13 protein-coding genes are annotated in these 12,172 nt (G+C 45.2%); 7 read left to right on the plus strand and 6 right to left on the minus strand.

Annotation, left to right across the window (positions count from 1 at the left end; translation table 11 throughout):
• Positions 1-103 precede the first annotated feature (103 nt).
• Entirely contained in the window at positions 104-412 is a 309-nt protein-coding gene (locus Q1A40_RS21435) for a helix-turn-helix transcriptional regulator (protein ID WP_300005152.1), read from the minus strand.
• A gap of 739 nt (positions 413-1,151) precedes the next feature.
• On the opposite strand from Q1A40_RS21435, the gene Q1A40_RS21440 reads away from it, so the two are divergent.
• Together Q1A40_RS21440 and Q1A40_RS21445 are read left to right on the plus strand one after the other, a co-directional pair.
• Positions 1,152-1,286 carry a hypothetical protein gene (locus Q1A40_RS21440; protein WP_300005155.1) on the plus strand — a complete coding sequence of 45 codons (135 nt, stop codon included), beginning with the start codon at positions 1,152-1,154 and terminating at the stop codon, positions 1,284-1,286.
• 425 nt (positions 1,287-1,711) lie between these two features.
• The gene (locus tag Q1A40_RS21445; protein ID WP_300005157.1) at positions 1,712-3,256 is read left to right on the plus strand and encodes a methyl-accepting chemotaxis protein; all 1,545 of its coding nucleotides are present in this window, start codon (positions 1,712-1,714) and stop codon (positions 3,254-3,256) included.
• Positions 3,257-3,556: 300 nt separating this feature from the next.
• On the opposite strand, the gene Q1A40_RS21450 is transcribed toward Q1A40_RS21445, so the two are convergent.
• On the minus strand, positions 3,557-4,561 hold the full coding sequence (locus tag Q1A40_RS21450; protein ID WP_300005160.1) for a linear amide C-N hydrolase: 1,005 nt from the start codon (positions 4,559-4,561) through the stop codon (positions 3,557-3,559).
• 142 nt (positions 4,562-4,703) lie between these two features.
• Complete coding sequence (locus Q1A40_RS21455; protein ID WP_300005228.1) at positions 4,704-5,615, minus strand: LysR family transcriptional regulator; 912 nt, start codon at positions 5,613-5,615, stop codon at positions 4,704-4,706.
• A gap of 106 nt (positions 5,616-5,721) precedes the next feature.
• Here Q1A40_RS21455 and Q1A40_RS21460 point away from each other — a divergent pair, with 106 nt between their 5' ends.
• From Q1A40_RS21460 to Q1A40_RS21470, 3 genes are all read left to right on the plus strand, one after another.
• Positions 5,722-5,850, plus strand: a complete 129-nt coding sequence (locus Q1A40_RS21460) for a hypothetical protein (RefSeq protein ID WP_300005162.1) — start codon at positions 5,722-5,724, stop codon at positions 5,848-5,850.
• Positions 5,851-5,977: 127 nt separating this feature from the next.
• Complete coding sequence (locus tag Q1A40_RS21465) at positions 5,978-7,000, plus strand: alpha/beta hydrolase (RefSeq protein WP_300005232.1); 1,023 nt, start codon at positions 5,978-5,980, stop codon at positions 6,998-7,000.
• Between the two features lie 103 nt (positions 7,001-7,103).
• Positions 7,104-8,321 (plus strand): MFS transporter, encoded by a 1,218-nt coding sequence (locus tag Q1A40_RS21470; protein WP_300005165.1) that lies wholly within the window; start codon positions 7,104-7,106, stop codon positions 8,319-8,321.
• A 996-nt stretch (positions 8,322-9,317) separates the two neighbouring features.
• Here the strand turns inward: Q1A40_RS21470 and Q1A40_RS21475 are convergent.
• Entirely contained in the window at positions 9,318-9,638 is a 321-nt protein-coding gene (locus tag Q1A40_RS21475) for a FaeA/PapI family transcriptional regulator (RefSeq protein ID WP_300005168.1), read from the minus strand.
• A 187-nt stretch (positions 9,639-9,825) separates the two neighbouring features.
• On the opposite strand from Q1A40_RS21475, the gene Q1A40_RS21480 reads away from it, so the two are divergent.
• Entirely contained in the window at positions 9,826-10,575 is a 750-nt protein-coding gene (locus tag Q1A40_RS21480) for a winged helix-turn-helix domain-containing protein (RefSeq protein WP_300005170.1), read from the plus strand.
• Positions 10,568-11,041 carry a hypothetical protein gene (locus tag Q1A40_RS21485; protein ID WP_300005172.1) on the plus strand — a complete coding sequence of 158 codons (474 nt, stop codon included), beginning with the start codon at positions 10,568-10,570 and terminating at the stop codon, positions 11,039-11,041. Before Q1A40_RS21480 ends, Q1A40_RS21485 begins: the two co-directional genes overlap by 8 nt.
• Positions 11,042-11,173: 132 nt before the next feature.
• Here Q1A40_RS21485 and Q1A40_RS21490 read toward each other — a convergent pair whose 3' ends face one another.
• A complete protein-coding gene (locus Q1A40_RS21490) occupies positions 11,174-11,911 on the minus strand; it encodes an SDR family NAD(P)-dependent oxidoreductase (RefSeq protein ID WP_300005174.1) in 738 nt (245 codons plus the stop codon).
• Between the two features lies 1 nt (position 11,912).
• Positions 11,913-12,164, minus strand: coding sequence for an acyl carrier protein (locus Q1A40_RS21495; protein WP_300005176.1), 252 nt, complete (start codon positions 12,162-12,164; stop codon positions 11,913-11,915).
• Positions 12,165-12,172: the final 8 nt, after the last annotated feature.

Raw genomic sequence — 12,172 nt, forward strand, 5'->3', positions numbered from 1 at the left:
TTTGAAATAAATACGCTCTTTTGCTCAACCTGCACTGAAAAATGTGTCTCGCTCATGGCCTTACAGATAAACGGGGGATAAACTGAAACCCATTCAGCGCCGGCTATAAAGACTGTTTTATGCCTGTATGTTTACTCTGTCCAGCGTTGCTGCCTTCATTCAGGGAACGGATGTTTTTTAATAAATAATCAAAGAAATCATCCAGGTTATAATTATACGCTTTTAAGAAAAATATTATATCGCTTAACGGGATGCCGGTTTTGTTTCGTTCGTAACGGGAAATATGCTGCTGGCTTTTAGACAAGAGCGCCCCCATTTGTTTTCCGGTTAACCCACACTCAAGGCGCTTACATTTAAAATAACCACTCATTAACATATTTAATCTGTCATCGATAATTTGTCGGTCATTCATATTTCCCCCCTGAGTATTGCCTGTTTTTGTTGAGTAGATTTAATCAGAATAGTCGCATTGCGTAAAATCGATTAAAACATTCAAAATGTACAAATGTGATAGTTTGCATCTATTGATGCAAGTTTATTGATCGGCTGAGACGATCGAAATCATCCGGGAAATAAAGTAACGCATTGATTTAGCTGCGCTTAAATTTAATTTTATATTATTGTACTGAATGTGTTAATTAACTGATAATACGCTTTTTTCGCGTATGAAAAGTCGAATATAATTTATTTTAATATGATAGCAGAGTTTTAAATTGCTTTTATTGCTTTGCTTGGCTCATTATTCCGTAGATTTTATATATGACAAACATTAGGCCTGGTCATTGGCTTTAATCCGGATTTATTCACTATCAGCATGCTTTTTTACAAGAATAAATCACCAAATAAACATTAATATAACAACTTATTGCGCAAATGTTACAAACCCTATTTTTGAATAACGTAATCCGTAGTGAATATATTTTCTCACTCTCTGGTTATGGGAGGCAGATCGAATACACACCGCCTCATCATCACTGAGCCTGAATATTTAATGCCCCGCGTGGTGAGGAAATGTCATGCATAAAGTGGTTCATTGATGTGGCGGGTTTGATGTCTGTGTTCATTTCCCTGAAACGGGATCGCCATCATTATTTTTTCACCTCAATATTGACAGAGAACCATATAATCAAACACGATTTACAGAAATGCAGATGGCTGACACGCTAAAAACACCTGAACCCAATATAAAAACGAAAGAAACCTTCCGTTATAACAGAAGCCGTCATGCAATACGCCACGAAGTGAACGTCAAATATGACGGAATGAAAGCGAGTAAGGTTAACTAATTAAACGAGCCGGAAAGTAAAGCCCCGGATGAAAAGTGCCTGCGGACGTTATTCTGGGTTACCTTTCACTTTTTTGTGTAACGTTGATTAAAGAAAATGCATTCCACGCTCTTCGAAAGAAAAGCGGTTTCACGGCATGATTCTCGCTCAATATTTGTCATCAGCAAGCGCACACCCAGGATCACCTTATAGTCTGATTTTCAGAGTATGAAAGTCTATATGTCGCTCAAGGCAGTACTTGGGGGCATCTGTCGGTTAAACATATATAACCCTCTCTCTTTCTTACTCAGGAGTGGCGTGCTGGCTAGCCCTGAAGTCTTTGTGTCCATTTCCCCTGAACTGATGTTTTGAGATTTTTTTCTGAATAAAGATTTTTATCCTTATGCCGAAAATAGTCTCAACTCTCCCTTTTCCAGTAAAGAACCATGAAAATCTCAACGCGACTCAGTTTCGGTTTTGGTACGTTAATCATTTTCTTCTCCATATGCATAGTGGTTGCCATTTATTCTTTGTATCAGGCAAAAAGCACCCTTGAATCTGTGGTTCAAGGAGATATGGAAAAAACAAAACTGATCACAGACCTGACGCTTATTCAGCGTGATATGGCGATAACAGTAAGAAACCTTGCATTATTTACCGACGAAAAAGGTATTGAGGAGCAATCAGCCCGGCTTGAAAAATTAAAACAACAGTTCACCGATAACAGTACGCTGCTGGGGCAGATGATAGACCGGTCTGTTAATAGCACTGAATTTAAAGCATTTGAATCGATAGAGAGCAGCGAAAAAAATGCGCTGGATTCGTTCAGCAACACTATCCCCATAGCCTTAGGGCACGATAATGAAGCCACAGTGAAGTTTCTTCTGGAGATAGTAAGACCGGCTCAAGTCCCACTGATTGACGGCCTGGCCCTTATGAGCCAGGAACTCACTCGGCGGTCTGATGATGCGGTTGCAGAAAACAGTATAACGACTGAACGAGCCTATATTATTTTACTGGTGTTGTTAGTCATCGCCGTGGTGTTTGGCCTGTCCGCCAGTATTTATTTGATTCGTAAACTGATGGGCGAACTCGGAGGGGAACCTGCCGATGCCCAGCGTCTCGCGTATGGAATTTCACAGGGAGACCTGACCTCAGCCGTTCAGCTACGAAAAAATGATACCCGCAGTCTGATGGCCTCGCTATCCAGAATGCAGGATCAGCTTCGCAGCATCGTTTCAGAGATTAAGGATGGTTCTACTTCTGTTGCGCTGTCGTCAAATGAAATCTCAAAAGGTAACAATGAGCTGGCCTCGCGCACGGAAGAACAAGCGGCTGCACTTCAGCAAACAGCAGCAAGCATGGAACAGTTAACGGCCACCGTTCAGAGTAACAGCACAATGGCCAGACAAACGGCAAATGCAGCAAGGGATACGGCTTCGCTAGTAAAAAATGGCGAAAAAGATATCAGACGCATGTCGGATACTATGGGTGATATTTCGCAAAGTGCCGCTAAGGTGAAGGACATTACTTCAGTCATCGAGAGTATTGCATTTCAGACCAATATCCTTGCGCTCAACGCTGCGGTAGAAGCTGCGCGCGCTGGTGAAAGCGGACGTGGATTTGCTGTGGTAGCATCGGAAGTCAGGACCCTGGCGCAACGCAGCTCCACGGCGGCAAAAGATATTAAGTCCCTGATAGAGCAGACGGTGAGTCAGGTTGAATGCGGTGTAATGGTAGCCAATGAAACCGGTCAAAACAGCATGAAAGTTATTAATCTGGTTGAAGAACTCGCCACATCAATGGATGACATAGCTCAGTCATCGGCTGAGCAGATGCAGGGGATCTCCCAGGTGAGTGTGGCTGTGAGCCAGATGGATGGGGTAACGCAGAATAACTCCGCATTGGTGGAGGAATCCTCAACTGCCTCTCAGTCACTTTCTGAGCAGGCCCAGAGTCTGCGTCTCATCGTGGAAACATTCAAGCTATGAATCAATAACACTTATTGCCGCCCCTGGGGATAAGTGACTTACAAATATCATTATCAGGCATTGTGTGTTGCTAACAACGCTGAGCATAGCTACAGGTCGGGGGATATCCGGTGCCTGTGGCTATGTTGTGACATCTTGCAGGCGTAGTAAGACGGGCTCTGGCGCGGACAAGCAACAACTGGACAAAATTTTCTGTTGATTGCGTATTCCCGCCAGGCCAACAGCACCTGGCAAGATATGAATGACAGCAGAATAAATACCGTCAGTAATGTGTCATCACCACCAGCGGAGAGCGACTATTTAATGCCCGTGTTTCATCATATCCAGCGTCAGTAATTTCAGGTTTTCACCTTGCTGGAAATGACCGCTTACGTTCCCTGCAATGCCATTCTCCAGAGTAAGAGAATCCACCAGATTGAGCTTGGACTGCGAAGATGAGCTGGAGAAATCAAGTTCATCAAAATTAACCCATACAATATTCGGCCGCGTTGTTGACTCGAAGACATAGCGACGGTGGGTTAAATCCATCACAACCTGCCACAGTGTTTGCGAAGCATCAGGTTTGCCCGGATCGGGCATGCGGAAAGGCTGAGCCACATTGCGCATTACGCTGAACATTGCAGCAATAGCTTCAGTTTGTGATGCAGGCTGACTCAGGCGGCTGACGTAGTAACTGGCTCTGGCAAAACGGTCGCTGGCCAATGTAGAACCAGGCAGAGGTTGTTCACCACCCAATCCACTGAAAGAGCGAACCTGAACCAGTTGCTTATCATAGGTGGGTGAGTTCGTCATCACGCGATATTCCGGACTGTGATAGATAACTGCCTTTCCGGCGCTGTATTCGATGATACATGAGTCACCTTTGGCATCATCCAGTGCGAGATGGATAGTCGGAGGGCTTCCACCGGTGGGATCCTCCATTTGAATAACTTGCACCCCAGACTTCTCAGTCCAGTCAACCGCCTCAGCGACAGTTGAAAAGTTATCGAGAAAATATTGTAACCAGATAGCCTGACTCAGTTGCGTACGGGAAGGGTCTGGTTCACCGTAGTCGGACTCCGCAAGCCATAAAATATGACCTGCAAGGCCAGCTTCATTCATACCATCCACAGAGATGAGATCAAACGCCGTGGCCACTACGCTTCCGTAACGGGAGGTCCAGGTCAGAGCGCCATTTACACCATCATTGCGAGTGATCCCCCGAGGCTGCATCCAGAGGTTCGTCATCAGATCCTTCCGGAAGTCCATATTACGCCCAACAATAACAGCACCATTCGCATCCGGCCAAACAACACGTGTACACATAATTATCCCCTGATTCTGTTGTCGACGAGAAAAGTATCATGGAGGATATCCTATGTCATAGAAAATGGATTTAACAGCAGTCGCCATGCTGATTGAATATTCTCCAGAAGCGCAAATCTGGCTAAAAGTTGACGTCTGAAGGTTATATTTTCGTTCCCGCTGGCCTTGTATACCGTAACGCCTCGACAATCAGTCGGAAAGCGGGCGAAGGCTGGCGCCGGCTCGGATAATAGAGAAAGTAACCCGGAGAGGGCTCGCACCACTCTTCAAGCACGCGGATAAGCCGCCCTTCTTCAATGTGTGGGGCAAATTCTTCTTCCGGCAGCGAGGCGATGCCGGCTCCCATCAGCGCTGCCTCAACCATAGGAGGGGTCGTGTTAAAAATCAGCTGTCCGTCTACACGCACGCTTTGGAGCTTTCCCTGCCGGATAAAATCCCAAGTGTATATTCCCCCGCCGGACTGCATACGCATATTAATGCAGTTATGTTTCAGCAGATCGTGAGGCTTTTCGGGCCTGGGGTACTTTTTAAAGTAGTCCGGTGAAGCAGCAATGGCAACACGCAGCGGCGGGCCAATCGGTACCGCAATCATGTCTTTATCTATGGTGTCACCCAGTCGTATGCCCATATCAAAACGATCCGCCACGATATCCAGGAAACCATAGTTAATATCATACTCTACCCTGATGTCCGGATATTCCTGCAATAACGGCGTAATTTTCAGCAACAGCAGTGTCCGCAGGACATGGTCTCCGCAAGTGATCCGCACCGTACCTCCCGGCTTGTCGCGCATTTCGGTCAGCGCGTCCAACTCGGATTCAATTTCATCAAACCGATGGCCGATGGTATTTAACAGGCGCTCGCCAGCAGCGGTCGGAGAAACGCTTCGCGTGGTACGGTTCAGTAATCTTATATCCAGCTGTGCTTCAAGACCGTTAATCGCCTGACTCAACGCCGACTGTGTCACGCCCAGCAAAGCAGCCGCCCGGGTAAAACTCCCTTCGCGCGCAATGGTCACGAAGTACATCAGGTCGTTAAGGTTTCGTCTGGCCATCATGTTCAACTTCTGCTCAAAAGTCTTTATTAATTAGCTTAGCTTATAAGGTTATTCAGTATAAATAAGCTAGTCACCACAGACAACATTACGGATGATAACTGCCATGAACATGCTTCCACACACACCTAACTGGTCACGTACTCTTTTGCCTCTGGGGAAAATCGATCAGGGTCTGGAGATCCTCTCACAACCCGGCCCCTACAACCTGCATATAGAGCGAATGGCTCCCTGAATCTCACCTGTAATGTTACGCGAAAGGATTATCTGTCATGACTAAAAATATTATTACCCATGATGTGAAACTGTCTGCTGTCCCGGATACACGCCGGCGCACAATGCTAAAACTCACCGCAGCCGGAATGGTAGCAGCAGGTGTCAGTATGATGCTTCCTGCCAGTGCACAGGCACAGAAAGACCTGCCGCTCACCGATGAGTGGGACAAGGTTTTTAAGAAAAGCGGCCGGGTTGAACATCGCAAAGTGACGTTCAAGAACCGTTACGGCATCACCCTCGTTGCCGATATTTATCAGCCAAAGAATACCACCGGAAAGCTTCCTGCTCTCGCAGTAGGCGGGCCATTCGGGGCCGTAAAAGAGCAATCTTCCGGTTTGTACGCGCAGACCATGGCAGAACGCGGTTTTATCACGCTGGCATTTGACCCTTCTTATACCGGCGAGAGCGGAGGCGAACCACGTAACGTGACTTCACCGGATATCAGCGTAGAAGATTTCAGCGCAGCGGTTGATTGCCTGGGCCTGCAGCCGAATGTTGATCGGGAGCGCATCGGTATCATCGGTATCTGCGGCTGGGGCGGAATGGCATTGAGCGCGGCCGCAGTGGATAAACGTATCAAAGCTGTTGTTGCCAGCACCATGTATGACATAACACGGGTTGTGTCTAAGGGATACAACGACAGCGTTACGCCTGAGCAGCGTATGCAGACACTGGTCACTTTAAGCCAGCAGCGCTGGAAGGACGCTGAAACCGGTAAACCAGCGTATCAGGCCCCTTATAATGTGCTTAAGGGGGGAGACGCGCCCTTCCTGATTGAGTATCACGATTACTACATGACCCCACGTGGCTACCATCCTCGTGCCGTTAACTCCGGAAATGCCTGGACGCAGACCATGCCGTTGCCGTTTATGAATATGCCCATACTAACCTATATCCGGGAAATCTCGCCGCGACCTGTACTTTTTATTCATGGAGAAAAAGCCCATTCGCGCTATTTCAGCGAAACAGCCTTTGCAGCAGCGGCGGAGCCCAAGGAGATGGTTATCATTCCCGATGCGGTTCACGTCGATCTCTACGACCAAATGGACAAAATTCCTTTTGACAAATTGACCGTTTTTTTCAGAGAGAATCTGGCCGCCATGGCATAAAACTTCTGGACTGAGCGCCACTTACATCTCCGTATAATTGATCCTGACTGCACACAGACGACTCAGTGTGCAGTCGACCCTTTTTAAAAATAAAGAGCATCCTATGAATTTAGCGCGTTCAGAAGCTTCTGAAGACACGACCACGTCCCATGAAGTTCCTTCATTCTGGAGTGGCGTCTTTGCCATGTCAGTTTGCGCTTTTACGCTGGTCAGTTCAGAATTTCTGCCGGTGAGTCTGCTGACACCTATAGCAGCAGATCTGCACGTCAGCGAAGGTATGACCGGACAGGGCATTGCCATTTCGGGTCTGTTTGCCGTCCTCACCAGTCTGTTTATCCCGGTAATTGCCGGCAGTCTTAACCGCAAAATGCTGTTACTGATGCTGACATTTGCCATGGGGCTGTCGGGTATCGTTGTTGCACTCGCACCTAACTACTCAACCTATATGCTGGGTCGTGCACTAATCGGAATAGCGGTTGGCGGCTTCTGGTCTATGTCAGCAGCCGCAGCCATTCACATGGTTCCAAAACGTGATATACCGCGTGCGCTGGCGCTGATTAACGGTGGTAACGCGCTTGCGACCGTTATCGCCGCACCAATGGGCGCATGGCTTGACACCCTCATCGGATGGCGCGGCGCGTTTTTGTACCTGGTGCCTGTCTCCCTCATCGCCTTTGCCTGGCAATGGAAAGCGCTGCCGTCGATGCCCGCCCCCGCACGCGCGCCGGGTATCGCCAATGTATTCAACGTGTTTACCCTGTTCAGACATCCTGGTGTCATCGTGGGTATGCTAGCAAGCAGTTTGCTGTTTATGGGACAGTTCGGTCTGTTTACTTACATACGACCTTTTCTGGAAACCGTCACTGACGTACAGGGTACAAACATATCCCTTATCCTGTTGGTTATCGGCACAGCGGGTCTCATCGGTACAATATTGATTGGCCGGATCCTGCAACGTGCGTTTTATCAGACGTTGGTCGTCATTCCTGCGTTAATGGCGCTTATCGCCCTGGCGTTGATTAAATTCGGTGATGCTACCGGTGTTGTTATCGCACTTCTTGCACTCTGGGGGCTAACCGGCACTTCTGCCCCCGTGGGATGGTGGGCCTGGATTACACGGGTATTCCCGGATGATGCTGAAGCAGGTGGCGGATTGTTTGTCGCCGTTGTGCAAATGTCTATTGCACTGGGATCAACCCTTGGCGGGCTATTCTTCGAGAGCGGTGGTTATCGCAATACCTTCTTTGCCAGTGCAGTTGTCCTCGTAGCCTGCTCTGTACTGACTATTTTGACAGCACGTAAGTTCTCCAGGCATCACTGATGAATGACGGTTATCATCGATAATCTGTGCGGCCATTGCTCAATGCACTGTCCTGACATAAAGCCCGGTGCTCTCAGCCCGGGTAACTCTCTTTTGCAAACCCAAGGTTATTTCTTTCCCTGTTGATGCCAATATGGCACACAAACACGACTATCCATTACAACAGTCTGTTTCTGTAGAAATGGACTCTGGCAGCGATCTATCGTGTTATGAAAAATATTATTGAATATAGATCTGACCGTAATAAAAAGTGACTTTGCCAGATATCTGGCTTCGCAGTTAGCAATAAGTATCACAGGAAATTATCCTTGATAACCTGTAAGCCACTTTTTCAGGTTATTAGCAGAATAGCCGTGAGATTATCTTCGTTTTATTCAATAGGAACAATCTTGTTTATTGTCATTAGCGGTTCGTTCGCCTTATAGCGCCGTTGACGAAATATGAATTCATAAATGTGTTAATACTTGGCAAAAGGTATTGTGCATATTTTCCCCCAGCGTTTTATTATTTAATCTAAAACACCTTTTCATTTTATACACTTCCCTGCCTGACAGCTTAACTTCCTGGCAATATGATGAGTGAAGAGAAAAAAAACAGTCAGACAAATTCAACGATCGGCCTGACTGTCTAAGATACAAAAATTGAAAAAATACTTTGTGGTTATATCAAATGTAACCGGAGTGGTTCAATCAACAAATCATTAACATGGCAACACATTGCACAGAGTAATATAACTTAATCAATAACATCTGACCTCCGGGACAGCCCTCTTTAGCTGTGATACCCCGCGATTTATATTCATACTATTTTAGGATTTTTATCAAATTTTCATAACCAGATAAACGCGATACTATAAACTTAATCTCCTTATATTGAGAATGTTCCTATAAATTGCGATTCATCAATTATAAAAAAATTAAAAATAGTTATAAATTAAGTAGATGATTGAAAAGGTATGTTTATTGCAAAGATACTGACCAGTTGTTATGATAAATATCAGTCGATATGTTTATTACAAAAGTACCATTTATGATGTTTACCTATTTTGATCCTGGCCACTTGGCCATATTTCTCCAATGGCAAAAGTAAATGTCTTACTCTGTATATTGACATTTCACATTTATCAGCCAATTCACGAGTGAGTAAGCCTTCAGATTCATGTTCTTTTAGCACAGAAAGAATATGTTCCTGTTCAGGCACACTTACCCCGGAGAATTTATTGATGTCCATTGCGGCCATCAATGCCTTTACACTCACAATAGCAGCACCAAAATTACGATGTGAATCAGAGTTAGCGGACGCAGTTGCAGTCTTCATGTAGCAATTCCTTTTTCTGTCATTCAACTGATTTTTTGTAGCAATACGATGGTAAGATACCCCTAACAATGCAGCAACATTAACTTAAAATTTCACATTTTACAGAGTTTTTACCTTATATTTACATTGGATTTAGTCTTATACCAATTTTAGTAGCGCAAAATAATGGTTTTATAGGGAGATAAAAATGCGGTTCAATATAGAGGGATTTATTGTTTTTGATTCTGAAGAGGCCTGTCTGGTCAACTTGCTGACGGGTGATTGTATTGAATTGTCCGCGACATCAACTCGCCTTCTGGCAAGTCTGTTACAATATCGCGGAGATATCATTTCGCGTATTGATATCTTTCAAACCGTGTTTGAACAGTTCGGAGCCAGAGCCTCTAACAGTAATCTTAATCAATATATTTCAACACTCCGTCGCAGTCTGGCCGACCTTGGTATTGAGAAAGATGTGATTATTACGGTTCCACGAATAGGTTTTAAGATCTCTGAGGAAGTTATTGTTACTACCGATGACGATCACCACTCGTCATTTACCCTTCCCGTCATTAGTCCGCAGCCACCTAAAAGAAACTTCATTTTACATTTTCGTCAAATATTTTCTTTTATCTTACTATTTTTCATCAGTATTTCTGTATTTGTTTATCTGTTTTTTTATAAAAACAAGACAGGTGAAGAAATCATCAAACAAGATGAATGTAACATTTATATCCCGAACTACGTCTCAAGGGCGGAAATATTAAATCATATTAAAAATAAACCACCGTTACCTTCAGTCATTGACTGTTCGACGCCCAAAAAAATTTACTTCTTAACCAGAGAGGTCAATGGTACTCAAGGGTTAGGTACTTATATCAATACATTCATCCTGGCATGTAGTTTTAACAATACCCAATGCCATAGCTATTACTATAAAGAGATAAAAAATGCGTAAATATTTATTGACATATTCTTTTTTCGTGATGGCAGGCATCTTATTATGCTTTTTTTACTTTCATATTAGTAAGCAAAAAGTATTTTCTTGCGACGCTAAGTACAATCTCATCCAATATGTGAATAACGATGTTCTGCTTTCGGAGGGAATACTGTCTGCTGAATTATCTGATGGCGTTTTTTTAATCAATTTTGAGGGTTTCATTACCAGTAATAGTAAAAACTACATCCTCTCTCGTAACATCGATTTGAGATTGAAAAAATATAACAATAGTAACCACCTTTACTACATTACGGATATGAAAGTCATTCTTCACGATCACGATAGTACGCCTGAAAATATTGCTCAACAGAGCCTCTTTGGCAGCCTGGGCAATGATAAAATCATCTATATTGACCGAGTTAACGATGATACGATTTTATTCGGTAATCAAATGTTATCTCAATATGGTTGTGAGCGAAAATAAGTGCCACATGAAAGGATCGCTGATGTCCTGGTCGCGCAATGTCATCGCAGGTTATCCAGGTTTTCAGACTACAGTTGGAGAGATAATGGAGTGAGTAAGTGCACAAAACAGCTTATCCACTCCATCTAAGGCTTAGGCGCTCAGACCGCCATCCAGCACCAGAGTTTGTCCTGTCATGTATTGACTGCCCTCACCGATTAAAAAGGCCACGGTCTGGATAACATCGTCAGTTTCCCCCAGCCTGCGCAAAGGTATCGCCTGGCGTAACTCTTTAAGTTTTTGTGCAGGTATATCGTCCAGCATTGAAGTGCGGATCAAGCCTGGTGCCAGGCAGTTTACCCGAATACCAAACCGCGCGACCTCTAGCGCCAGTGAACGTGCCATGCCGCTCATCGCAGCTTTACTCGCCGCGTACGCCGTCTGGCCTACGTTACCCTTCAGTGCACTGATCGAGGACATCAGAACCACCGAACCACGCTTCTGTACCTGCATTGCCGGGATCAGGATCCGATTCCAGTTAATCATGGAAACCACATTGGTTTCCAGCACCTCACGCCAAACAGCCGCATTCTGATGAATATGCAGTCCGTCGCGGGCGATCCCCGCGTTATGGATTATCGCTTCCGGCGCGCCGTATTTCTCCAGCAGCTCTTGCGCCTGCTGCTCAACCCGTGTCTCATCATTACCGTCACAGACAATTCCCTGTACCCAATGGGATGAATTGCTGTCCGCCATATGCGTCTGCACACCTTGAATCGCGCTTTCATCGCGCCCGGTAAAGACGACGTTCCAGTTTTGCCCTAACCCTGTTACGAGTGCCTGACCTATGCCTCGGCTACCCCCTGTAATCAGTATCCATTTATCCGTCATATCAGTTACCTGATACTTTAAGGATATGCTGACAGAGTTCGCGCAGGGTTATATTTGGATTATTGATAAACCAGTCGGCATCCAGGGTAATATTGTATTCACGCTTTGCCAGCACCATTAGCTCAACGTAATCAAGACTGTCTAGCTTCAGTTGCATGAGAGGAGTATCTCCAGTTACCTCATCAGGCTCGAGATCTTTGGCATCACAAATCATTTCACAAACTTTTGTCAAAATGTTTTTATACTTAGTCATAATTTATC

It is taken from the genome of uncultured Cedecea sp. (assembly GCF_947498825.1).
Taxonomy (GTDB): domain Bacteria; phylum Pseudomonadota; class Gammaproteobacteria; order Enterobacterales; family Enterobacteriaceae; genus JGM124.

What these genes read in the sequence shown, in the direction of transcription:
- Q1A40_RS21435 (WP_300005152.1), bottom strand. Translation starts at nt 412, where the DNA reads ATGAATGACCGACAAATTATCGATGACAGATTAAATATGTTAATGAGT.
- Q1A40_RS21440 (WP_300005155.1), top strand. Translation starts at nt 1,152, where the DNA reads ATGGCTGACACGCTAAAAACACCTGAACCCAATATAAAAACGAAAGAA.
- Q1A40_RS21445 (WP_300005157.1), top strand. Translation starts at nt 1,712, where the DNA reads ATGAAAATCTCAACGCGACTCAGTTTCGGTTTTGGTACGTTAATCATT.
- Q1A40_RS21450 (WP_300005160.1), bottom strand. Translation starts at nt 4,561, where the DNA reads ATGTGTACACGTGTTGTTTGGCCGGATGCGAATGGTGCTGTTATTGTT.
- Q1A40_RS21455 (WP_300005228.1), bottom strand. Translation starts at nt 5,615, where the DNA reads ATGGCCAGACGAAACCTTAACGACCTGATGTACTTCGTGACCATTGCG.
- Q1A40_RS21460 (WP_300005162.1), top strand. Translation starts at nt 5,722, where the DNA reads ATGAACATGCTTCCACACACACCTAACTGGTCACGTACTCTTTTGCCT.
- Q1A40_RS21465 (WP_300005232.1), top strand. Translation starts at nt 5,978, where the DNA reads ATGGTAGCAGCAGGTGTCAGTATGATGCTTCCTGCCAGTGCACAGGCA.
- Q1A40_RS21470 (WP_300005165.1), top strand. Translation starts at nt 7,104, where the DNA reads ATGAATTTAGCGCGTTCAGAAGCTTCTGAAGACACGACCACGTCCCAT.
- Q1A40_RS21475 (WP_300005168.1), bottom strand. Translation starts at nt 9,638, where the DNA reads ATGAAGACTGCAACTGCGTCCGCTAACTCTGATTCACATCGTAATTTT.
- Q1A40_RS21480 (WP_300005170.1), top strand. Translation starts at nt 9,826, where the DNA reads ATGCGGTTCAATATAGAGGGATTTATTGTTTTTGATTCTGAAGAGGCC.
- Q1A40_RS21485 (WP_300005172.1), top strand. Translation starts at nt 10,568, where the DNA reads ATGCGTAAATATTTATTGACATATTCTTTTTTCGTGATGGCAGGCATC.
- Q1A40_RS21490 (WP_300005174.1), bottom strand. Translation starts at nt 11,911, where the DNA reads ATGACGGATAAATGGATACTGATTACAGGGGGTAGCCGAGGCATAGGT.
- Q1A40_RS21495 (WP_300005176.1), bottom strand. Translation starts at nt 12,164, where the DNA reads ATGACTAAGTATAAAAACATTTTGACAAAAGTTTGTGAAATGATTTGT.